At 63.5% G+C, this 23,332-nt stretch carries 18 protein-coding genes; 9 read left to right on the forward strand and 9 right to left on the reverse strand.

Annotated features, from left to right (window positions below; genetic code table 11):
* Positions 1-367: 367 nt before the first annotated feature.
* Positions 368-823 (forward strand): Lrp/AsnC family transcriptional regulator, encoded by a 456-nt coding sequence (locus FHG09_RS02470; RefSeq protein ID WP_152346099.1) that lies wholly within the window; start codon positions 368-370, stop codon positions 821-823.
* Between the two features lie 29 nt (positions 824-852).
* Here FHG09_RS02470 and FHG09_RS02475 read toward each other — a convergent pair whose 3' ends face one another.
* From FHG09_RS02475 to FHG09_RS02490, 4 genes are all read right to left on the reverse strand, one after another.
* Entirely contained in the window at positions 853-1,866 is a 1,014-nt protein-coding gene (locus FHG09_RS02475; RefSeq protein WP_152346100.1) for an ABC transporter substrate-binding protein, read from the reverse strand.
* 80 nt (positions 1,867-1,946) lie between these two features.
* Complete coding sequence (locus FHG09_RS02480; RefSeq protein ID WP_152346101.1) at positions 1,947-3,860, reverse strand: siderophore-interacting protein; 1,914 nt, start codon at positions 3,858-3,860, stop codon at positions 1,947-1,949.
* Positions 3,861-4,082: 222 nt separating this feature from the next.
* Positions 4,083-6,029 carry a hypothetical protein gene (locus tag FHG09_RS02485; RefSeq protein ID WP_152346102.1) on the reverse strand — a complete coding sequence of 649 codons (1,947 nt, stop codon included), beginning with the start codon at positions 6,027-6,029 and terminating at the stop codon, positions 4,083-4,085.
* A gap of 172 nt (positions 6,030-6,201) precedes the next feature.
* The gene (locus tag FHG09_RS02490; RefSeq protein ID WP_227492496.1) at positions 6,202-6,846 is read right to left on the reverse strand and encodes a TetR/AcrR family transcriptional regulator; all 645 of its coding nucleotides are present in this window, start codon (positions 6,844-6,846) and stop codon (positions 6,202-6,204) included.
* Between the two features lie 109 nt (positions 6,847-6,955).
* Here FHG09_RS02490 and FHG09_RS02495 point away from each other — a divergent pair, with 109 nt between their 5' ends.
* Positions 6,956-7,471: a hypothetical protein gene (locus FHG09_RS02495; RefSeq protein WP_152346270.1), complete on the forward strand. Its 516-nt coding sequence runs from the start codon at positions 6,956-6,958 to the stop codon at positions 7,469-7,471.
* Positions 7,472-7,976: 505 nt separating this feature from the next.
* On the opposite strand, the gene FHG09_RS02500 is transcribed toward FHG09_RS02495, so the two are convergent.
* Positions 7,977-8,537 (reverse strand): hypothetical protein, encoded by a 561-nt coding sequence (locus FHG09_RS02500; RefSeq protein ID WP_062860487.1) that lies wholly within the window; start codon positions 8,535-8,537, stop codon positions 7,977-7,979.
* 1,373 nt (positions 8,538-9,910) lie between these two features.
* On the opposite strand from FHG09_RS02500, the gene pdhA reads away from it, so the two are divergent.
* The 5 genes from pdhA to FHG09_RS02525 all read left to right on the forward strand — a co-directional run bounded on the left by pdhA (position 9,911) and on the right by FHG09_RS02525 (position 15,794).
* Positions 9,911-11,017, forward strand: a complete 1,107-nt coding sequence (gene pdhA / locus FHG09_RS02505; protein WP_152346103.1) for a pyruvate dehydrogenase (acetyl-transferring) E1 component subunit alpha — start codon at positions 9,911-9,913, stop codon at positions 11,015-11,017.
* The gene (locus FHG09_RS02510) at positions 11,014-12,096 is read left to right on the forward strand and encodes an alpha-ketoacid dehydrogenase subunit beta (protein ID WP_152346104.1); all 1,083 of its coding nucleotides are present in this window, start codon (positions 11,014-11,016) and stop codon (positions 12,094-12,096) included. The genes pdhA and FHG09_RS02510 overlap by 4 nt, the downstream gene beginning before the upstream one ends.
* A complete protein-coding gene (locus FHG09_RS02515; RefSeq protein ID WP_227492497.1) occupies positions 12,096-13,709 on the forward strand; it encodes a dihydrolipoamide acetyltransferase family protein in 1,614 nt (537 codons plus the stop codon). Before FHG09_RS02510 ends, FHG09_RS02515 begins: the two co-directional genes overlap by 1 nt.
* Positions 13,710-13,932: 223 nt before the next feature.
* Complete coding sequence (locus FHG09_RS02520; protein WP_152346105.1) at positions 13,933-14,295, forward strand: DUF3311 domain-containing protein; 363 nt, start codon at positions 13,933-13,935, stop codon at positions 14,293-14,295.
* Positions 14,292-15,794, forward strand: a complete 1,503-nt coding sequence (locus FHG09_RS02525) for a sodium:solute symporter family protein (RefSeq protein ID WP_152346106.1) — start codon at positions 14,292-14,294, stop codon at positions 15,792-15,794. Before FHG09_RS02520 ends, FHG09_RS02525 begins: the two co-directional genes overlap by 4 nt.
* 69 nt (positions 15,795-15,863) lie before the next feature.
* Here the strand turns inward: FHG09_RS02525 and FHG09_RS02530 are convergent, their stop codons facing one another.
* The 3 genes from FHG09_RS02530 to FHG09_RS02540 are packed head-to-tail and all read right to left on the reverse strand — an operon-like array spanning position 15,864 to position 19,002.
* A complete protein-coding gene (locus FHG09_RS02530; RefSeq protein ID WP_152346107.1) occupies positions 15,864-17,387 on the reverse strand; it encodes a tripartite tricarboxylate transporter permease in 1,524 nt (507 codons plus the stop codon).
* The gene (locus FHG09_RS02535) at positions 17,387-18,019 is read right to left on the reverse strand and encodes a tripartite tricarboxylate transporter TctB family protein (RefSeq protein ID WP_193627254.1); all 633 of its coding nucleotides are present in this window, start codon (positions 18,017-18,019) and stop codon (positions 17,387-17,389) included. Before FHG09_RS02535 ends, FHG09_RS02530 begins: the two co-directional genes overlap by 1 nt.
* Positions 18,019-19,002, reverse strand: coding sequence for a Bug family tripartite tricarboxylate transporter substrate binding protein (locus FHG09_RS02540; RefSeq protein ID WP_152346109.1), 984 nt, complete (start codon positions 19,000-19,002; stop codon positions 18,019-18,021). Before FHG09_RS02540 ends, FHG09_RS02535 begins: the two co-directional genes overlap by 1 nt.
* A 170-nt stretch (positions 19,003-19,172) precedes the next feature.
* On the opposite strand from FHG09_RS02540, the gene tcuA reads away from it, so the two are divergent.
* On the forward strand, positions 19,173-20,651 hold the full coding sequence (tcuA, locus tag FHG09_RS02545) for an FAD-dependent tricarballylate dehydrogenase TcuA (RefSeq protein ID WP_227492498.1): 1,479 nt from the start codon (positions 19,173-19,175) through the stop codon (positions 20,649-20,651).
* Positions 20,652-20,862: 211 nt separating this feature from the next.
* The gene (locus FHG09_RS02550) at positions 20,863-21,546 is read left to right on the forward strand and encodes a GntR family transcriptional regulator (RefSeq protein ID WP_152346110.1); all 684 of its coding nucleotides are present in this window, start codon (positions 20,863-20,865) and stop codon (positions 21,544-21,546) included.
* On the opposite strand, the gene FHG09_RS02555 is transcribed toward FHG09_RS02550, so the two are convergent.
* Positions 21,543-23,204, reverse strand: a complete 1,662-nt coding sequence (locus FHG09_RS02555) for an amidohydrolase (protein WP_193627255.1) — start codon at positions 23,202-23,204, stop codon at positions 21,543-21,545. The two genes, FHG09_RS02550 and FHG09_RS02555, sit on opposite strands and share 4 nt — an antisense overlap.
* Positions 23,205-23,332: the final 128 nt, after the last annotated feature.

The following is a 23,332-nucleotide window of genomic DNA, read 5'->3' on the forward strand; positions in this document are numbered from 1 at the left end:
TTCCGTCCGTTGACCGGGTCCAGTCGGAACCGATCATATATCCATGATCCATGGTACGTGGCGGGAACCACAGACGTGCTCGTTACTGTACGAACGATCGACAGAATTTGTCCAATGCCGGAAGCGGGTTCCGCGCCGAGGCGGGAGGGCCCCGCGTTGAGGCGGCAGTGTGCCCTCGTCGAGGCGGCGACACCTCGTGCACCGAGGCAGGAAACGGTTCCGCGCCGAGGCGGCGACGCTTCCTGCGCCGAGGCGGGCTCTAGAATGGGGTCAGACCGTGAGCATGCGGTCAGACCGACCTTTCCCGACCGGTGCCGCTTCGGTTCGGGCGGGCAGGACGCGAACATCAACGGTGAAGGAGCGCCCCGTGGCTTTCGACCTCGATGACATCGACCGCAGCATCATCGCCGCCCTCGTCGAGGATTCGCGCCTGAGCGTGCGCCAGCTGGCCGAACGCGTCCACATCTCCCGCTCCGCCGCGCATAAGCGCTTCACCACCCTCATCGAGTCGGGTGCGATCAGGAAATTCACCGCCGAGGTGGACCGCGAAGCCCTCGGCATGACCGTGACCGCGGTCGTCGTCGTCAAGATCGGCGAGCGCCCGTGGCCGCAGGTCCGCGATGAACTGGCCGCTCTGCCCTTCGTCGAGAAGGTGCAGGCCGTCAGCGGGGACATCGACGCCCTGGTCACTGTCAACGCTCCGGACAACACTGCACTTTCGCAGGTCATCCTGCGCAGAATCCACGAAGTCCACGGCGTCGTGTCCTCTCGATCGCTGCTCATCCTCGACGAAGCCGAGGGGCACAGGCCGGGCGCCGGCTGAGTCTCGCGACTCAGTCTGAGTGTCGCGACTCAGTCCTTCTGGTATTCGGTGATGGCCTTCTCGGCCAGGTCGAGACCGTAGTCCGCGTCGGCATAGCCGGCGATCGTGGCCTTGCCGATCGGATAGACATGTCCGGCCTTGACGGCTGGGAGGTCCTTGAATACGGCGGAGTCCATGAGCGCCTTCGTCAGTGAATCGTAGTCGCCGCGCAGATCCGAGTTGACGAAGATGACGTCGGCGTCGGACAGGCTCCGGTCGAGGACCTCAAGCGAGATCTGAGCCTCGGGCTCGACGGTTCCGGACTTATTGCCTCCCTGTTCGGCTTTGCCGTACTTCTTCACCATGGCGTCCTCGTCGGCCGACCAGTCGAAGCCGAGCGGGGACAGTATCGTGCCGAGCATGTTCTCGCTGCCCCACAGGTAGGCCGAGTTCTCCTCGAAGGAGGACACGACTCCGATCGTCGTACCCTCGGTGACCTCGGAGTACTTCTCGCCGAGCTTCTTCTGCCGAGCCTGGAACTCGCTGTCGAGCTCGTCGAGCTCATCGGTCCTGTTCACGGCGTCAGCGACCTCTTCGACCCGCTGCTGCCAATTCGCGCGGTCGCCGCCGCGCAGGGTGAACTGGTAGACCGGTGCGATCTCCTCGAGCTGCTCGATCATGTCCGGTTCGAAGATGTTCGGGGACAGGATGAGGTCGGGTTCGGTCTCGGCGAGCTTCTCGAGGTCGGGCTCCTGCTGGCTGACGGTGGGTATTGCCTCGAGCTCATCGAGCCATTCCTCGGGCACGGCCGGGTCCTGGTACTCGCCTTGGGCGACGGGAGGCGCGTCGAGGTCCATGAGGGTTTCGGTGGCGGCATAGTGCAGTGTAGCGACGGCCTGCGGGTCAGTGGGCACCTCGACCTTCGCGCCGGTCGCGTCGGTGACGGTGCGAGTCTCGGACGCGTTGTCCGGGCTCGCTTCCTCACTGCCGCCTGTGCATCCGGCGAGGAGCGCGAGGCCGGCGGTTCCGGCGATGACAGCAGAGGTCAGGCGTGTCAATGACATGGGTTGTCCTTATTCTTATCTGGTCTATTCAGTTCTGGATGAGCGTTCGGGTGGGGCGGCCGGGCGGTGGCGGGGCCGGTTCAGGAGCGTGTGGCGATCACGGCCGATCGGAAGCGGCCGAATCCCCATCCGATGTCTTTCACCTCGACGTGTGCGGCACCGAGCGCGTGCAGGTCCTTGATGAGACCGTCGCTGGTCAGCGACGGGTTCCCGGTGGTGGCCAGGGTCGTGATGAGCTCCTCGGCCTGATGGTCATCGGCCTCGGCCTCGTCGGTGAAGGGTTCGACGATGATCAGGGTCCTGCTCGCTGCGAGCATCCGGTCCAGCAGCGCTGTCACCTCTGCTCGGGAACGCCCTGTCAGTCCGGCGATCACGAGGGTGCAGTCGACGTCCGGCCAGGATCGTCGGCCGGACAGGCTCTCTGCGCCGGGGGTGTGGATCGTCTGCCCGGAGTGCGGGGCCTTCCGCGTCAGGGCGTCGGCCGCCTCGGCGTCGACATCACCGACGACGGCGAGGCTCCCGGCTGCGGCCACGGGTTCGAGGTCGAGGATGAGATCGAGGACGTATTGAAGGTGGTCGAGGCTGCGGCGCCGATGGGCGGCGTCGAGCCCGGGATCGGCGGCACGCTGGTCATGCCAGGTGGGAGCCTCAGTCGCCGAGGCACGGGAAGTGCGGGAGGCGAATCCGCCTCTGAGCACGTCGACGAGATCGACGAGGGAGAACAGGTCGAGCATCGCCGGATCGCTCAGGTCGAGTCCGTCGGAGGCGCCTTCGCCGGTGAGGACCGCTCCGGTCGGGGTGTTGCGGTAGGCCTCGCCCTCTCGCGCGAGGAGTCCGAGGGAGCACATGGCCGTCAGCACCGGCCGCACGCGGTCGGCGGCGATGCCGAGTTCGGCGGCGATCGCCTCGGCGGTGGCGACTCCACCGGCTATGAGGTCGTTGATGCCGAGGGTGACGGCTGTCCGGGTGATGATCGCGGGGAGCAGTTCGGTCATTTCGTGGACCTGGTGGAGGACCTCGAGAGTGCTGTCCGGTGCGGCGCGGCCCTCACTCCCGGTCGCGGCGGGCCCGGCCGAATCCGGGGACCCCGCTGCGCCGGAGCCGGCCGACGCGGACACGGCGGCTGATCCCTCGAGCGTGGACCCGGCCTCCGAGTCGACCGCCGCACCGGCCTCGGCGGGACGAGTCGGCATCTTCCGCCAGTAGCCGACGACCTCGACGTCCTCTTTGGGAAGGCCGATCTCCCGGCGCAGGTAGCGGCGGATGGGGGCGATGGTCAGCGTCTCGCCCGCGCACCAGGCGAAAGTGCGTCCTTCGGGCAGATCGAGATTCTTCACGGCGTCGAACATCAGGCGCGATTCGCCCGGTGCGGTGGATCCGCGGATGAGCCAGTCGATTTCGACATCGGCTTCGGTGGGGATGTCTTGAATGTCGTCGGAGGTGGGTACTTCGATGATGATGTGACCGCGGGTGCCAGCAGGTGCCTCTTCGAGCCAGCGCCCGACAGCGGGCAGCGCCGTCTCGTCGGCGACGAGGAGGTGGAAATCGATGTCGTCGGCCAGCCCGGCGCAGGTCTTCGGTCCGGCGAAGCTGATCCGATCACCGACCGCGACGCCGAAAGCCCAGTCAGAGGCCAGTCCGGAGTCATGGCGCACGATGTCGATGCTGAAGGAGTTCGTCTCGTGGTCGACGCTGCGAACGGTGTAGTCGCGGGCACGGTTGAGCGCTTCCCGATTCCAGTTGAAGCGGAACTCCTCCTGCTCGCCGATATCGAGGGATGAGCCGTCGGGCGGGGGAATGACGAGTTTCACGTGATCGTCGAAACCCTCGGAGCGGAATGCAGGCCGTGCAGCCTCGCCGACCCCACCGGCCGCCAATTGATCGCCTGCCACTGTCAGGCGTCGCATGTTCGGGGTGATGTCGACGATGCCGGTGACTTCCACTTCTCGCAGGATGATCGGCAGCACCTGCAGAGGCCTGGAAGTACGCGGCATGTATTCAGCTCCGAGGGTTCTTGACGTATGAAACAGCGAGAAACAGAGAAGCCGGACCCACAACTTCAAGCAGGTGTGTCAACTGCCTTAGGCAAGACCGATGTTCCCTATATCTCATAGGTGAGCCTAACCTGGGATCGCAGCAGGTGCAACCACTTATTTTCAACACCGACCAGAGGCCGCCACCTCAGTTCGCTCCGACACCCCTGGTCTCGCCTCGTCTTATTCGCGCGGTCCCGACAGCAGCATGAGCGCGGCACCGGCGACGATGCGCTTGTACACCGGCTCGACTGACAGCGTGTCTCCGTCGGCCGTGAGGAGCCCGAGCTCGGTGAGCTCCTGCAGTTCGTCCTCCAAGAGCGTGGAGAGCCGTTCGCTGCGCACCTCGCCGAGGTCGAGTTCGGGGCGTTCCGGTGCCGAGTCGGGAGTGAGGATCTCGATGAGGCGCTGGGCGATCATGATCGCCGGGGCAGCGTAGTCGTCGCCGGGGACGAGGTTGACCACGTCGAGGAGCCGTTCGTGAATGAACGCGCCGATGACCGGCAGTGCGGTATCCGCGCTCACCTCGCCCTTCTTCCACTCGTCGGCGGCGCTTCCCGGGCGGATCTTGGTGCCGGTGATCTCGGTGATCTCAGCACTCTGCATCACGGCCCACATCGCTTCGAGGACGGGCACCTCATCGGCGCTGCGCGCATAGTTCACACCGTCTTCGTACCGGGCGTTCGAGGCTACCCCGACGGCGTCGATGCCGAACTTGCCGGCCGCCTCGGCGATATCGGCTCGCTTCACGCGTCCCGTTCCGGTCAGCGGTCGGGAGTCGCCGATCCAAGCGAGGATTCCGGTGATGCCGGCGACGAGGCGGTTCTGCGGCATGGGCTGGGCGAGCTGCTCCTCGCTCAGTGCATTGGCTTCGATGGCGGCCATCAGGGCCGAGGGCAGCGGGTCGGTGCGCATGCTCGCGGCCTCGGCTCGGGCGCGAGCGGAGTTCCAGCGTTCGGGGGTCTCGTCGGTGTCCATGCGGAAGCGGAGATAGTTGTCGAGAGCTTCGAGGCTGTCGAGGAAGATCACCGTCGAAGGCGATTCGCCGTCGGCCTTCTCGGCGTCCTCCTGCCCGTCGACCGCGAAGCTCTCAAGGACGTCGAGGAGGTCGTCGACTCCCTCCGGCTCGTCGATATCTGCGCGGGAGGATACGGCGATGCAGAACAGGAGGTGGGCGATGTCGAAGACCTCCGAGTCCTCGTCGATATCATCGTAGGTCTCGGCCAGCCAGTCGCGGAAGCGCTGGTAGAGCGGCATCTCGTAGACGGTCTTCTCGACCTCGTCCATTCGTTCGTCGATGCCCGACGGGTCACCGGCCGCACCGGCTGCATCATCGGCAGCGTTCGAACCGCCGAGCCACTCCGGCAGATCCTGTTCTGCAGCAGGCCCGTCCTGGGCTTTCTGGACGTCTTGGATCACGCGGCCGGTGGAGCCGTAGGTGCCTGCAACCGGTTCCGGATAACCGTCGAGTGGCATGAGTTCGTCGACGACGTCCTGCGCCGAAGCTTTGTCTCGCTTGGTCAGACGCACGAGCGCAGCGGCCACGGCGAGCATGGAACCCTCGAGGACGGGAAGTCCGCTGTTGCTGGTGATGAGGCGGTCGAGGCTATCGACGACGCGCCCCTTGTGGGCCAGGGCCAGGATGTCGCGGGCCACGGCACGGGACTTCTTCGCCGACCACTTCGGTGCCATCACACCGCCGAGCTTTGCTCCGAGCGCGTCATCGGTGAACCATTCGTCGACGAGACCCATCGCCGCCCCGGTCACCTGTGCCACGCTCGGTCTGAAGTCCTCGGGATCCGAGGGCAGGGAGGCCACAACAGCCTCGGCGCGCTTGATATCGCCTTCGGCGAAGGCAAGGGAAAAGGAGCGCAGCTTCCCCAGAGCCAGTCCGCGGTGGGCACCGACCGGAGTGAACAGGCGACGGTTGTACTCCCCCTGTGCCTTCTCCATGGCTGCATGGAATTCGGCTTCGGTGAAGTCCGCATTCGGATCGTCGATGTCGACGCCTTCGGCTTTGAGGTACGGTGCCAGCTCCCGCATCATCCGATCACCCATGCCGGGGTCGTGGCTGATACTGCCGCCCGTTGCCATACCGTGGAATTCGGGACTGTCGAAGAAAGAAGACACGCACTGCTCCTGCCGAGGATGAACTGAAGCAATAACGGTAACAAGCCCGACCTCTTCCGCCACACAACCGACCCGGCATGGCCCCGCGGCTTCACCGAGATCACATTTCGGGAGTCGGCGGTACCGCACACAGCTCTGCGGGCCCGGTCGGTGTTCACGCCCTGGTCAGCGCTCAGCCTCCCGGAGAAGCGAGGGTCTTCCGCACCGCCCTGATGGTCAGCTCGAGAGACTGGGCGCGTGCGGTCGGATCGTCGACGCCGACGCTCACGCTGTAGAGGTGTCCGGAGCCGATGGTGAGGTAGACGAACGCCGCCGCCCATCCGATCGGCACACTTTCATCGATGGAGCCGTCCGCCTGCCCCCTCGCGATGACGACCTCGAGAGGATCATCCTCGGCATCCGCAGATTCAGCGCACGTGCTGGACTCAGCGCCTGACCGGGACTCGGCGGCCGCACGGGACTCGGCGGCCGCCGCGGCGAAGGATTCATCGGTGATGATCGGGTTGTCGGCGAAGAGCAGGGTGAGCACATCGGGCAACGTGAACAGCTCCGCACAGATCCGCTCGAGCGCCGCCAGACCGGCGCCCGCTTCGGGACGCGCCTTCATGACCGCCTCACCGAATCGCCGGGCACCGAGCAGGGCCGCCGCGCCGACGAGCGCCTCCCGATCACCGAAATGTCGGTAAAGAGTGGTGCGACCGACGCCGATCGACTGTGAAAGTTCGATCATCGACGCCTGCGGGTTCGCGGCAAGGTGGGTCAGTGCCTCGCTGACCAGCGCCTCTCGGCCCAATCGACGCATTCCCTGCACCGGCACAACCCCTCCCTGACTCTGCGAACGATACAGAGCAGTCTACTTGTGGAACAGCGTTGTTCCACTTTGGTATCATTGAGTACCGACAATGCCTTCGAGGATCGAGCACGTGATGGATCAGCCCCAGCAGAAGAACGACTTCGCAACCCAGCAGCCCCACGCCCCCGCGACGTTCGCGCTCAGTCGGAGCGACGTCGTCGTCATCGGCCTCGTCTGCATCGGCATCGGGGTGGCGCTCGGCTTCTTCCTTCCAGCCCTCGGCTCGATTGCCGCGACTTTCCCCATCCCTTTCGGTGACGTCATCGAGAAGCTCAGCCGCTTCGACCAGGCGTGGGTCGTCATCGCCCGACCGATCATCGGCGGGTTGCTCGGACTCATCGCCGCCTTCTTCATCGCCGCCTCGACGACTCCCCTGGTCGTCGATGAACACGGAATCACCATCGGCCGAGACGACGACCACCCGCTGCGCATCTCCCGCGCCTCGTTTTCGACCGCATACTTCGCCGACGGCAAGCTCGTCGTCGTCACCGAAGGCGGGCACCAGGCCTTCAAAGGAGATGTCGAAGGCAAAAAGACCGCGACTGCCGAGGCCTTCACCTCCCGCGGATATCGCTGGGGCGAGATCTGAGGGCTGCGGCGCCGAAGGTTGGGACGGCGTACATCGCCCCGCTCGGAGAGGACTTCTCACCGAGAGCTGATGCGATCGACGGGAGGAAGTAATCCAGAAGTGACGAGCTGGCGAGGGCGATATCGATAAGGCTTTTCAACGTCCTCGATGCCAACCCTGCGGTCGTCGTCCACAACCGCGACAACGAAGAATGCCGAGCCAAGCCGACACCGCTGCTCTCTCGTCGGCACGCATGAGAATCGGCCCCGAAATATAGTTCTCCGAGGCCGATTAACAATGTGGGAACGCAGGCAACCACGCGGCAAAAAACGCAATCTCTCATACGCGTCCACATGCTTGCTAGACGCAACGTCCCGGTTTCAGACTTATCCGCGAACCAGGGTAGAGACCCCGAAAGCATCTAGCGCTGAGAACGTTCCCAAATACAACGCGCATAATTCGATGCCGAAAGCTGAATAGTCCATGGCTTCAGCTGTGTTTAGTGTGACAGTTGCGTTTCTTTCTTTTACTGCCGTTTTAGCCCAGTCACTGTAACGGCTTTCGTCAGTTGCACGGCCCGGTTCTTCGGGTGCCAGCCCTGCCACTTTCCTCCATATCGAACTGCACCCTGCTTATTGCCGGTGTGGAACCACTTGATGCTCTTCCACTTCCCGGACAGAGAGCCAGTTCCTTTGAACCCGTAGTAATTAGAGCCCCTCATACAGAAATATCCGCTCGCCGCCGAACACCCAGGGCCGACAATTGATATCTTGTGGGCCGAGATTGTGGTTTCCAGTTTTGCTGCGACGATCTTCCCGTTGTCAGGATCGACCACTACAGTTGCCGGAGCTCCCGACTCGTCAATCTCTTTGACCTTGTCAGGGTCGGTGGTCGCACCGGGTACAAGCTCCAGCGGGTCTGCTTCGGCACCGTCTTTCAGTAGCGAATCAACTCGAGCGTCTTCATCTGCAGGCGAAGACGCTACCGGCTGGATGTCTTCACTCAACACTGCCGATGCTGGTCCCGCGGCGAACGTTGAACCGGCGACCAGGGCAAGCCCACCAACAATTGAGACAAGCTTCTTCATAATTATCCGTTCTATCCAGTGTGGCCGGAGTCCAATCATCGTATTCGACTCGACCCATCTATGTTCGTTCCCTATCTGCGTGTCTGAAGTATTGACACTTGGGGCATAGTCAGCTCTGCAGCTGGCCTTGATCCCCTTTTTGTTTAGTCTTCCGAATCTGGCTCGCTACCAGTCTTCCCACCAGCATTCCCACTACAATCCCGACCCATCCGATTACGACCGTCGCTGAGTTGAACTGTGCTCTGCCCAGCGGGATAACCATGTACTGGACAAGTTCGACAGCAAGCGACAGTAACGCTGCAATGGAAGCGGCCCTGACAATGTGGCGGAACCGAAGGAACAGTCCACTAGCTACCCCTAATGGCGCAAAAAGCAACAGGTTCATCGACTGCCAATTGACCGAGAATAGCGCCCCTGGGGCCGGGAACGACCACGCCCAGACTCGGGTCGTCGTCAAACCGTCGTTCAATCCCGGCGCGTGCCCTGACGGTGTCACTGTCGCAGCGATCACAAAGGACACGCTCGCCATCCAGAAGAACACGATTACTGGATGCTCTCGAAGCCGTCGGCCAACAGGCTTTGCGATTACTGCTGCAACGATCGCACCAACTGCCGCGACCGGAAGTGCGTAGGGCAGTGCAGTTAGATATCTAAGCATTTACAGTCCTGTACAGAACGGCGTTCTCGTGTAGTAGTTCTTGCCCGAAATCGTGTCTTTCATCAGAGCACGAGCGCATGGCCGTTTGCTGCTCAACGACGCAGAGCCCGAGAACGTCGCTGTCTTTGTTTGCTTCGACTTCATCTTGTAGGTTCCGGACCACGACACCGGGCCTTGAGCTCCGCCCTTCTTGTTGACCGCCTGGAATCCGAACTTAACCGAAACCCCCGAACCTTTCGTCTTCTTGTACGTGACTTTGGCCTTCGAGACACGGTTGCCATTGGAGTAGACCTGGGCGTTGAGAGAGCCGTTCTGCACGTCGTTATATCCCGCGTTATACCAGGTGTAGCTTGCTGCTTCAGCGTTGGTTGAAACCCCCCAGCGTCAGGGCCGCTGCCGCTACCCCTGCAATGAGCATCTTCTTCACATGATTCCTCTCTGCTGGAACTCCGGTAGTTCTCAGCCGGTATAGAGGTTATGTTCATACTCGGCCTCCGCACATCCCCCAAAAAGATGAAATTGCACAAGAAATGTTGATCTACTGCGCTGGACTTGCACGCACGGCTGTGTGAAAGAGCCCTCACCGCCCAGCCAAACGTCCACTCGGCCTGCCGGAACCGGTCCCTTCGTCCCGAGTTCGCGACACGTTTGGCCGCCCGTCCTCACCTGCACGTCAGCCATGGAATCGTGACTGCGCTCACGCCACCATGGGGCCATGACCATTGACGTTCCCACCACAGGCCGCTCACTGCCCCAGCTGCAGCCGATCAGCTTCATCGGCGCAGATGGCCGGCTCACCGACACTCCGACCGAAGGGCTGCGGATCCCCAGCGATGCCACCCTCACCGGTCTCTACCGGCAGATGGTCCTCGTCCGCCGGTTCGAAGCGCAGGTCACTCACCTGACCCGGCAGGGTCGGCTCGCGACCTATCCCTCTGCGGCAGGTCAGGAGGCCGCCGAGGTGGGGGCCACCACCGCGCTGGCCCCGAACGATTGGCTCTTCCCCACCTACCGCGATTCGGCAGCGCTGCTGACCCGCGGTGTGCCCGTCGCCGAGATCCTCGCCGCCTTCCGCGGGGACTGGCACTGCGGTTTCGACCCGCACGAATATCACGCCTCACCTGCGGCGACACCGCTGGCAACGCAGACCCTTCATGCCACGGGATTCGCGATGGCCGCGAAGCTCAGGGGAACGGACGCCGCGACTCTGACCTTCCTCGGCGATGGCGCCAGCAGCGAAGGCGACACCCACGAAGCCTTCAACTTCGCCTCCGTGTGGCAGACCCCGACGGTCTTCGTCCTGCAGAACAACCAGTATGCGATCTCCACTCCCCTGCGGGAGCAGACGAACGCGACGATGCTCGCCGACCGGGCCGCCGGCTACGGAATGCCGGGCCTGCGCGTCGACGGCAATGACGTCGCCGCCGTATTCGCCGCTGTCTCCGCCGCCCTCGAGCGCGGTCGCAACGGAGATGGTCCGACCCTCATCGAGTGCCTCACCTACCGGATGGAGTCGCACACGAACTCCGACGATCCGACGAAGTACCGCGACGCCGAGGAGGTCGAGCACTGGAAGCAGTTCGATCCCATCGACCGCCTCGAGAAGTACCTGCGACAGACAGGGGCTCTTGACGATGCGAAAGTCGCAGAGGTCGCCGAGGCGGCCGAGGCCTTGGCCGCGTCCGTCCGCGATGCGATGAACAGCGAGGCCGAGATCGACCCGCGCGAACTCTTCGCCCACGTCTACGCAACCCCGCGCACGGCCCTTGCCGAACAGCAGCAGGTCCTCGAAGCCGAACTCGCGGCGGCAGGCCACGCATGAGCGTCGAGACGGGAACCGATCCGACCACCGATCCGACCGCGGTGAACGACGAAACAGCCACGGCCGCCTCGGCGAGCACCGAACCGACGACAACGGCCGCCCCGTCATCGGTGACGATGACGAAGGCACTCAACCACGCGCTGCGCGACAGTCTGGCCGACGACGACACCGTCCTCGTCTTCGGTGAGGATGTCGGCCGCCTCGGCGGGGTCTTCCGTGTCACCGAAGGACTGCGGGCCGAATTCGGGTCGAACCGGGTGTGGGATTCCCCGCTTGCGGAGTCCGGCATCATCGGCACCGCGATCGGCATGGCGATGAACGGGATGCGTCCGGTCGTCGAGATGCAGTTCGACGCCTACGCCTACCCCGCGTTCGAGCAGATCGTGTCCCATGTGGCGAAGATACGGAACCGGACGAAGGGCCGGGTCAGCCTGCCGATCACGATCCGGATTCCCTATGCCGGCGACATCGGCGGAGTCGAGCACCACTCGGATTCCTCGGAAGTCTATTGGACGTCGACGCCGGGTCTGACCGTCGTCACGCCGTCGAATCCGGCCGATGCGTATTCGCTGCTGCGCGAGTCGATCGCCTCCGACGACCCGGTCGTGTTCATGGAGCCGAAGTCGCGGTACTGGATGAAGGAGACGCTGAGCCTGCCCGTGACGACGGCACCGATGAATCGGGCGCAGGTCATCCGCGAGGGCACCGACGTCACCCTGCTCGCCTATGGTCCGACCGTGCGCACGGCGCTCGAAACTGCTGAGGCCGGAGCCGAACACGGACTGTCCATCGAGGTCATCGACCTGCGCACGCTCTCACCATTCGATGACGAGACGGTATCCGCCTCGGTGCGCAAGACCTCGCGGGCGGCTATCATCCACGAGGCCGCGCAGTTCGGCGGCTACGGCGCCGAGGTGGCCGCCCGCCTCACCGAACGCAACTTCACCTTTCTGTCGGCCCCGATCCTGCGGGTCACCGGGTTCGATGTGCCCTATCCGTCACCGAAGCTCGAGGAGTTCTACTTGCCGACCGTCGAACGCGTGCTCGATGCGCTCGAGTCCTGGGATTGGGAGCTGTGATGAGTGCTGATCTGAATACGGGCCGGAGTGCCGGGATTCGCGAGGCAGGGATGCGCGAGTTCATCCTCCCCGACCTCGGCGAAGGCCTCACCGAGGCGGAGCTGATCTCCTGGAAGGTCGAGATCGGGGACGAGGTCCACGTCGATCAGATGGTCGTCGAGGTCGAATCCGCGAAGTCCGTCGTCGAGCTCCCCTGCCCGTACGCCGGGCGGATCGTCAGCCTCCACGCGAACGCCGGAGACACCGTCAGTGCAGGTCAGCCCCTGCTCTCCGTCGCCGAGGCGGGGGTTGAGACAGGCGCGGGCGCTGAGTCGACAGACGACGGCGGCGAGACTGGCGCCGGCGAATCAAGTGGCGCGAACCTCATCGGCTACGGCACCTCGGAGCCGAAGACCCGATCGACGAAGAAACGCTCGTTCGGCGGCAAGCACGCGGCCACACCGGTTGCGACATCTACCGCCGCACCGACTGCGGCTCCCGCTGTTCCGACAGTCATCCCGGATGCCCCATCGCAGCCGCCGACCGAGGCGCACGCACCCACTGATGGCTCGTCACCGTCCTCCACGGTCGACTCGTCGGTGTCCGCCACCGACGAATCATCGAGGGATGCGGACAGTCACGTCTCCCCCGTGTCGTCTCCCCTCGTGCGCAAGCTCGCGAAGGATCACGGCCTCAGCGCCAAGCACCTGCCCGGCACCGGCCCAGGCGGGGTCGTGACCAGGGCCGATGTGCAATCAGCGATCGGGTCCGGGGCAGGTGCCGCTGCCCACGTCCCCGCGGGGAAGCCACCAGCGAACCAACCACACGTGGGCACGGAACGGGGAGCCGCCTCAGCGAGCGTTTCCGCATCCGGAACACCCGCCTCGGCGAAGGTGCCCGCCTTCCCCGGCGATGCCGCAGCAGCGAGTTCCCATCGGACCGACCGCGATACCCGCACCCCGATCAGGGGGCTGCGGAAGGTCGTGTCCGAACGCCTCACGAAGTCGCGGCAGGAAATCCCCGAGGCGACGATCTGGCTCGATGTCGACGCCACCGAGCTGCTCAACACGAAGCGCGCACTCGAGTCGAGAACGGGTGAGAAGTATTCGCTGCTGTCGCTCGTCGCTCGCTTCGTCGTGGCCGGGCTGAAGAAGTACCCGATCCTCAACTCCTCGATCGACACGGCCGCCGAAGAGATCGTCACCCACGGCGACATCAACCTCGGCCTGGCCGCGCAGACTCCGCGTGGGCTCATGGTTCCCGTCGTCCACAGAGCCGGCGAAATGAGTCTGAGGCAGCTGCGCGACTCCGTGTCCGAGACCGTTGGAAAGGCTGCCTCGGGCAGGTTCGATCCCGCGGAACTCTCCGGCGGCACGTTCACGCTGAACAACTACGGGGTGTTCGGCGTCGACGGTTCGGCCCCGATCATCAACCTCCCCGAGGCGGCCATGCTCGGCCTCGGCCGGATCAAGGACCGGCCGTGGGTCGTCGACGGCGAACTGACCGTGCGGAAGGTGATGTACCTGTCCTTCGTCTTCGACCACCGAGCCTGCGACGGTCAGGAGCCGAGTCAGTTCCTCACCTTCGTCGCCGACTGCATCGAGAACCCGATCTCGCTGCTGCCCGAGCTCTGAGGGCCGCCGGGCCAGGACAGCTTCGGCGTCGTTCAAGCGTCAGCGCACTTATCGAGAGGCACACGTCTCGGTAAGTGCGCTGACGCTTGAACGACGCTTCCCGCGCCGCACGTCATCGACGCGATTCCACGATTCGGACCCTTCTCCGTCGCTCATGGCCCGCACCACTAGCCTTGCCGGGTCATCTTGCCGAAGACGTCAGATTTGGTGAAAGGGCGAGCGCATGTCCCGGACTCACGATTCACAACCGCCGTCGGGGCCACCTCGGCGGCGGTTCTCCCTATTCCTGCTCATCATTCCGGTCATCGGCTATGTCCTCACCCCGCTCGTCGCGAACACGGTCGAGCCACGTATCTTCGGCCTGCCGTTCATCGTCTCCTACACGATCATCGTCACGATCCTGACCTGGCTGTGCGTGTGGATGGCCGCACGCGGGGACCGCTTCTACCGCGGTGACCTTCCCGAACACGTCCCCTCAGACGTCGCCTTCGGCGAGGACCATCCGATCGACGAGGGCACAACCGCCGGCACCGGCTCCTCGGCACCCGGCGACGATACCTCTGACGGATCGGAGGCCGGGAAATGAGCTCCTCCGCAATCATCGCCTGCGTCATCTTCGGCCTCGCCATGCTCGCGACCATCGGCATCGGCATCTGGTCCGGCCGCGGTCGCGAGAAATCACTCGACGAATGGTCGGTGTCCGGGCGCGGCCTCGGCGTCGTCTTCATCCTCCTGCTCATGGCCGGTGAGACGTACACGTCGTTCTCGTTCCTCGGCACCGCCGGCTGGTCGTATTCCTACGGCGTGCCGATCCTCTACCTCATCGGCTACCTGAGCATCGGCCTCGTCGTCGCCTACCTCGTCGGCCCGCTGTTCTGGACGTATGCGGCCCGGCACAAGCTCGTCAGCCTCTCCGACATCGTCGAGCACCGCTTCCGCTCACGCGGGCTCGCGATCCTCGTCGCCGTGCTCGCGACCGTGTTCATCGTTCCCTACATCCAGCTGCAGATCCAGGGCATGGGCGCCGTCGTCAACGCCATGAGCTACGGGGCGATCGACCTCAAGGTCGCGGCCGTCATCTCCTTCATCGTCGCCGAGGCGTTCATCCTCTTCTCCGGTCTGCGCGGTTCCGCGTGGGTGAGCGCGCTCAAGGACGGCTTAGTCATCCTCGCCGTCGCATTCCTCGCGGTCTACGTCCCTCTCCACTATTTCGACGGGCTGGCGCCGCTGCTCGATCGCCTTGTGGTGGAGAAGTCCCAGTGGCTGACCTTCCCCGGTGCTGGTGAGGGCATCTACGGAGGCGCATGGTTCATCTCGACGATCATCCTCAACGGCATCACCATCACCGTGTTCCCGACCTCGATCGCCGGATACCTGTCGGGCACTTCGGCGAATGCACTGCGCCGGAACTCGATCCTCCTGCCGTGGTACCAGCTGCTGCTGTTGGTGCCGATGATGGTCGGCGTTGCCGCACTCTTCGTCGTCCCGGCCCTCAAGGATGCCGATCTCGCGCTGTTCTCCGTGGTCATCGATTCCCTGCCGGCACCGCTCGTGGCGATCATCGGCGTCGCCGGTGCCCTGTCCGCCATCGTGCCGATGAGCGTGTACATGCTCTCGATCGGATCGATGTGGGGTCGGACTGTGTTGGGCGGCGGTTTGGCAGGGCCGAAGAACGCCGCCTCGATGACCTCCGAACAGCTTGCCGCCCGTGGTCTGCGTCAGAAGATGCTGTCGCAGTGGGTGTGCCTGGCCGTCGGTGTGATCGCCCTTGTGATGAGCCTGCTCATGCCCGATGCGCTCGTCGAGCTCTCGGTGCTTAGCTATGAAGGACTCGCGCAGGTCGTGCCGGCCGCGCTGCTGTCCCTGTACTGGTCGCGGATGTCGAAGCAGGCGGCCGCCGCGGGTCTCCTCGTAGGTTCGGTGACCATGGCGGCCCTCCACTACACGGGACTCGATCCGCTGATCGGCATCAACGGCGGCCTGTGGGCGGTCGCGGCGAACCTCGTCGTTGTCGTTGCGGTCACATTGGTGAAGCCGGACCCACGCTGGGTGTCGACCGCCGAGCGCGTCGAGGTGAGGGCCTGAGACGGGGCCTGAGCGCGCCCGACGCCGAGGTGTGGCGAAATAGCTCGTCCGCCTCGGCAAGGACGATCCTCAGGCAGGTTCCGTCTGCCTCTTCGCTGACCGCGAATGCCTGAAGTGCTGCACCGATGTGAACAACACCGCGATCACGAGGATGGCATAGATTCCTACCGTCACAGGGCTGCTCACCAGCACGGACGCATCGCCGTCGGAGACCGCCAGCGCACGCCGCAGCTCTGTCTCCGCAAGGGGACCGAGAATCACTCCGATGAGTAGTGGTGCGACCGGCATCGCATAGCGGCGCATGAGCAGGCCGAGAAATCCGAGGACGATGAGAATGATCAGATCGACCAGTGATGCGGAAATTGCGTAGGCACCGAACATCGCGATGATCGTGATCCCGGCATAGAGATAGTGCTGCGGAACGCGGAGCAGCCGCGCCCAGGCTGGCGCAGCCAGCAGGTTGATCACAAGCAGAACCACGAGGCCGATGAAAAGTGAGGCCAGCAGAGTCCAGACGAGATCGCCGGAGCGTTCGAACAGCAGCGGGCCGGGCTGCAGACCGTACTGCTGGAAGGCTGCCAGCATGATGGCTGCCGTGGCTGAGACCGGCAGACCGAGTGCCAGCATCGTCCCCATCGCCGTTCCAGCAGTGGCATTTCCGGCGGCTTCGGGGGCGGCCAATCCTTTCACCGAGCCGACGGTTCCGAACTCCTTGTCGCCCCGCACCGCGGCAAGTCGCTTCTCAGTTCCGTATGCAAGGAAGGTAGGGACCTCTGCGCCCCCTGCAGGAATGAGTCCGAAGGGAGCACCGAAGGCTGAGCCGCGCAGCCATGCGGGAAGCGCAGCACGAAAGTCCCTGCGGCTCAATCGTGCGATTCCCTTCGAAGGCACCTTGAGTGACTCGGGATCGCGATGGATCCTTGAGGCAACATGGAAGACCTCGCCGAGGGCGAGCAGCCCGATGGTGATCACGACGATGTCGATGCCGTCGAAGAGCTGCGGAACGTCGAAAGTGAAGCGCGATGTTCCCGACGGTCCATCGATGCCTACAAACGCCAGCGATACGCCGATGCCCAACGACGCCAGTCCGCGAGTCACGGATTCCGAAACCACCGAGCTCACTGCGATGAAGGCGAAGACTGCCAGTGCGAAGTACTCGGCAGGTCCGAACATCGTCGCCATTTTGACCAGGAAGGGCGAGAAGAACACGACGATCGTCGTGGAAATCAGACCCCCGATGAATGCGCCGATGGCGGCGGTGGCGAGCGCCGCGGCCGCTCTGCCGTTCTTGGCCATCCGGTGGCCTTCGAAAGTCGAGGCGATTGCCGACGATTGGCCTGGTGTATTGAGCAGGATTCCTGCGGTCGAGTCACCGAAGAGGCCGCCGAAATAGACACCGGCGAACATGATGAAGGCACCCGTTGGATCCAACGAGAAGGTGATCGGCAGGAGAAGAGCGACCGCCATCGAAGACCCGAGCCCCGGAAGCACCCCCACTGCCGTACCCAAGACTGCTCCGATGAAGACGAAGAGGAGGTTGGCAGGCGTCAGGGCCGCGCCGAATCCTCCGAGAAGAAGTTGGATCTGTTCCATCACAGTCCTCCGATGATTCCGGCAGGCAGCGGCAGTCCCAGGAGTCCGCCGAATATCAGTTGGATTATCGATGACAGGAATACCGCTACCCAGATGTCCATGATCGGATGCACAGATCCCAATGCGCGTGCAATCACCCAGAACAGTGCTGCTGCGGATAGAATCCACCCCACTGGTTCCAACAGGGCAACGAATCCGATGCACGCAACTAGGACGATGCCGATGGTCTTCCAGTCGCTGTGCATCCGCTTCTCATCGGGGTTGCCTCTGTCGCCGACCCGGCGCACTGAATCCTCTGCATCCTCCATCTGCCCGAGGTCGTGGAGCATGTCGGTGGAGAAGTTCGCCCGGTCCGGTACACCTGAGGCCTGTTCGGGCTCGGGCCTCCGATACACGTCGATGGCAAGAACCAGCGCATTGGCGATAAGCAGAATGCCCAAGATCCTGGGAACGAATTCCGGCCCGGGAACCGAATTCCCGAGTATGTCCATGGTCAGCGACCCCACGATCAGGGTGGTGCCGACGGCCAGCAAAATGCCGACGATGACGAATTCGCTGCGCTGCCAGAAGAATCTGTCTGCGGTGGGTGAGGCTTTCGGCGGTCTGTTTCTGGTCTCGGTCTTCGCGTTCATCACATTCCCAGTTCGTCGACGGTGCGTTCGGCAGTTTCGGTCTCGTCCGCGATGAAGCGATCGAGCTCGTCTCCGACCATGTACGAGTCGGTCCAGTTGTTTCGCTTCAACGTCTTCTCCCATTCCGGGCTCGAATGCAGCTCTTCGACGATGTCGAGGTATTCGGCCTCTGTCTCTGAAGAGATTCCGGGAGGCGCGACGAACCCACGCCAGTTCGCCATCGACACATCAGCGCCCAGCTCCTTGAAGGTCGGAACATCGACTCCCGGGATCCTCTCCTCAGAGGAGATGGCAATTGCACGCAGAGTTCCCGCCTCGATCTGGTCGGCAACCTCGTTGTAACCCGATACTCCGACAGTGGTCGAGTGCGACAGCAGGGAATTGAGGGCTTCGCCACCGCCGGAGTACGCGATGTAGTTGACCTGCGCCGGGTCGATGCCGACCTCTTTCGCCAGCAAGCCTGAGAGCAAATGGTCGATAGAGCCGAGAGAGCCGCCCGAGATCGAGAGTCCGTGCGGATCCTTCTTCCACTGCTCAGCGAAGTCATCAAGTGTACGGATGTCCGAATCAGCGGGAACGACCAGAGCGGAGTAGTCATCGGCCATCCGGGCGATCGGCGTGACGTCACCGAGGTCGTACTCGCTGTCATTGAGCGCGATCGCCCCGACCATCACCCCGCCGCTGGTCATCAGTGTGTCATCGCTGCCTTCCTGCTGAACGAACTGACTCAGTCCGATCGTCCCGCCGGCACCGGGGATGTTGACAACCTGAACGTTGTTGACGATGTCTTCGGAGCGAAGCACCTGCTGTGACTCGCGGGTGAATCCGTCCCATCCTCCTCCGGTTGCAGCTGGAACGATCGCAGTCAGCTTGTTTCTCACCGACGCCTCTCCCGCAGTGGCCGCCGCGTTGACGCCTGCCGCTGTGGTGGCCACGACGGCGACTGCCGCGAACCCCGCTTGTACCCATCGTGTTCTGATCATGCGTGCAGAACCTCCTCGTTCCATCACTGGTCCTCCGTACGATGCTGTCCGCGCCGTCGAAGTTATTGCATACAGCACACAGTATTTAAGTACACTAGGCTACTGCAAGTATTTTCTACTAGATCATTGTATCTACATTGGGTCATTCGAATACACCTAGGAGGTTCGTTATGAACATGGATAATCGAGAACTCGATGCTGAGGTGATCGTTGTCGGTGCAGGCAATGCCGGCTTCTCAGCAGCTCACGCCGCACGTGAAAGGGGTCGGACCGTCATCCTCCTCGAGGCGGGAAGCGAGGAAACCGCCGGCGGCAACAGCTTCTACACCGCAGGTGCGACTCGGATCGTTCACGACGGGCTTAAGGACCTGTCCGACCTCGTGGAGGCCGATGAGCGTCACTCTGTCAGCGAAGTGCCGCCCTACTCGAAGGACGAGTACATCGCCGACCTCCTCCGGGTCACCGAAGGGCGCACCGATCTCGAACTCGCCGATATCCTCGCCGAAGAATCCCATTCGGCACTCTCATGGCTGAAGTCCTTGGGCCTGAAGTACCGACTGATGTACGAACGCCAGGCCTACGAACGCCCAGACGGTTCGTACCTGTTCTGGGGTGGACTGCACGTGGGAAACGTCGATGGCGGTCAGGGCCTCATCGCCGATCACACCGCTGTCGCCAAGAAGATGGGCACCGACATCCGGTACGAACATCGCGCGACCGGCCTGCTCGTCGAGGATGGCCGAGTCCGCGGCGTCATCGTCGACACGCCTGACGGGACGGTGACGCTTCGCGCTGAATCCCTCGTCCTCACTGCCGGCGGATTCGAAGCCAACCCTGAGATGAGAGCCGACCACCTGGGCGAGCGCTGGGCAAATGCCAAGGTCCGCGGCACTCCGCACAACCAGGGGGACATGCTGAATGCCGCACTGGATGTGGGAGCTTCGAGAGGAGGCGACTGGGAAACATGCCACAGCGTGCAATGGGACGCGTTCACCCCGCAGAATGAATCAAACCGGGAACTGACGAATCGATTGACCCGCCAGTCCTACCACCTCGGCGTTCTCGTCAACAATCAGGGCCGGCGCTTCCTCGACGAAGGTGCCGACTTCCGCAATTACACCTACGCGAAATACGGCAAGGTGATCCTGGAACAGCCGGACTCCATCGCCTACCAGATCTTCGATCGCAATATTCGGCCGATGCTTCGCACCGAAGAATACGACATGCCACAGATCTCAGAAGAGGTTGCCGATACGCTGCCTGAGCTGGCAGAGAAGCTGAACATCGATTCAGACGCGTTCGCCGCAACCATCGGAGAGTACAACTCAGGAGTGCTTCGCGACGTCGACTTCGACCCGACCATCAAGGACGGCAGACGTTCCGATGTGACTCCGGTCAAGAGCAACTGGGCGCTGCCGATCGAATCAGGTCCGTTCTACGCCTACCCAGTCACCTGTGGAATCACCTTCACCTTCGGTGGGTTGAAGTCCGATGTCGAAGGACGTGTGCTCGACGAATCGCATCAGCCGATTCCCGGGCTACTGGTCGCCGGAGAGATGTTGGGCGGTCTTTTCAGCCTCAACTACCCCGGAGGGTCGGGACTGGCCGCTGGATGCGTGTTCGGCCGACGTGTCGGCACCATCGCCTGAGCTGGTCACCTCGCCCGCCTCAAGACCTTCACCCGGCTCGGCACGTTCATCGCACCTGCTCTGGTGGTGAGTTGCCTGCTCCGGTCTTGAGCGCCCAGCATGTCATGGTCTCCGTTCGCGCCGCAGCGAGGTTGCGACGGGGACCATGGCGTACTGTATACATGGAACCTGACTCTGATACAACACAGGCCCGGAAGGGAACTGAAATCGAATGACGAACTCCGCTGCCGCTCAGCAAACGGATCGCGAATCGATCTTCGAGACAGTCAGAATGGACATTCTTGATGGAACCATCAAACCCGGGACTGCGCTGAAAGAGGTCGCGCTGGCCGAACGGTTCGGCGTGTCCCGCACCCCGATTCGAGAAGTGCTGAGCCGCCTCGAAGAAGCCAGCCTCGTCTCTCGCAAGGCGCGCGGCTTAGAAGTCGCAGCCATCGACACCGAGAAGATCGTTCAAGTCTACGATGCACGTATCCTGCTGGAAGAGGAAGTGGCCGGGCAATCTGCAATGGAACGGTCGATCCGAGACGTGTTCCAGCTTCAGGCTCTGCTGGAGAGGGATCGGGGACTGGAAAACCCCACCGATCGGACCCTGATCCGCAGCAATCTCGAATTCCACGCCGCAGTGTGGTCCGCTGCTCACAATCCCGTGTTGGAAGATCTGCTCACCCGGCTGACGACCCACCTCGTGCATGCCCCACAGTCCACCCTGTCCGTCGGCAATCGTTGGGCAGAATCACTCGACGAGCACGAAGCCCTGATAGAGGCCATCGAGAAACGCGACTCCGCACGAGCCCGCGACATCGCTCGAGCCCATTTCACCACGGCGCGTTCTCTTCGTCTGGATCTATTGCGACGGATGGTGGCCGAACAGCAGATCTCGCCGCTCGCCTAGGCGCCGAATACCGCGTCACCGCCGACATAAGTCGCGCGCACGTCGATGTCGGCGATTCCCTGCGGGTCGATCGTCAGCGGATTGGCGCCGAGGACGGTGAAATCGGCGATGTGACCTGACGTCAGTCTCCCCTTGAGGGACTCCTCCCCCGACGCTTCGGCGGATCCGAGGGTGAAGATCGACAGTGCCTCTGCGGCGCTGACCCTCTGCGCGGCCCCGACGGTGACTCCGTCATCAACACCGGTGCGGGTGACGAGCGACTGCAGTCCGAACAGCGGCTGGTACGGTCCGCACGGATAGTCCGAGGAACCGGCGACCGTGATCCCGGCGTCGAGGAATGACCGGTGGGCGAACATGCGCCCCATCCGCTCCTCGCCGTACCAAGAGTTCAGCGCCCCTCCGTGATAGCCGGCGTACCCGGCGAAGGGGACCGCGATGGTGCCGAGGCGGTGCATCCGATCGATGATGTCCTCGTCGACGAGGCTGCAGTGTTCGATCCGATGACGCAGTCCTGGCCGGGAGATGCGGCGGGAGACGTCTTCGTAGGCGTCGAGGACGAGGCGGATCGCCGCGTCACCATTAGCATGAACGCCGACGCGATTCCCATCGGCGTGGACACGTTCGATATCGGCCAGCAGCTCCTGGGTCGACGTGGTCTGCACTCCCTGATAGTTCGGGTCGGTGAAGGGTTCGGAGAGCAGACAGGTGCGTCCGCCGATCGCCCCGTCGAGGAACGCTTTGACGCCGATGAGCTTGAGCCGGTCGTCACCGAAGCCGCTGCCTACGCCCAGTTCGACCGCCTTGTCGTAGTGGTCGATGGACAGCAGCATGCCTACCCGCAGCCCCAGGTCGCCGGCCTCGCGCACGGCCGAGAGGATGCCGATGTCCTGCGGGCTGATGAGCGCATCACAGATCGAGGTCAGGCCCGCAGCGTTCCACTTCGCGATCGTCTTCGCAGCTCCGCGCTGCAGGTCATCGACCGTGTCGCCGGGGATGAACCGGTTCCCACGGGCCGTGGCCGGCATGAGCACGTTCATCAGCGCCCTCTCGACCAGTTTCCCGTTGAGTTGCCCGTCCGCGTAACGCTCATAGCGGCCGCCGTCCGGGTCCGGAGTGGACTCGTCGATGCCCAACCATCGCAAGCCCGCCGAGTTGACCACACCCCAGTGCCCCGCGACGTGGTTGACGAGCACCGGAACCTCGGGAGCGATGCGGTCGAGATCGTTCCTGAGGACGGCCCCGGTCTTCTCGTCGTCGTAGCGACTGCCCTTGATCCACTCCCCCGCCGAGGCGGCACCCGCCTCGGCGGCGATCGTGTCGAGGAGCGCCGGGATCGTCCCCACCGCCTCGTGGGAGAGGTCGAGGTGCAGGGCATCGCCTGCGGTCAGAGCGAGGTGGATGTGAGCATCATTGAGGCCGGGGATGATGGTGGAGTCGCCGAAGTCGACCACCTCGGCGCGGGGGAACCTGTCTCGCAGCTCTGCCAGGGTGCCGGTGGACGTGATGGTCTCCCCGGTGACCGCAAGAGCCTCGGGTTCCGGCATGAGAGTGCGGTCGTCCCCGGGCACAGTTCCATGGCGCATCCCTGTGCCGCCGGGAGCCCCCGCCTGAGCGACGATCGCGTCCGCCCGAAAGATCGTCGGTGTTCTCTCGTCCATGACATGCTCCATCTCTGCAGCTGGTGATCTAACCGCCATCGTCCCATGTTCGAACCGAACGCGCCCGCACGATCATCCAGCCGAGGCTGCAGCTCTGCAGGCACGAACGCCCTCGGGTCACGCGAACG

The organism is Brevibacterium sp. CFH 10365, assembly GCF_009299785.1.
Lineage (GTDB): Bacteria > Actinomycetota > Actinomycetes > Actinomycetales > Brevibacteriaceae > Brevibacterium > Brevibacterium limosum.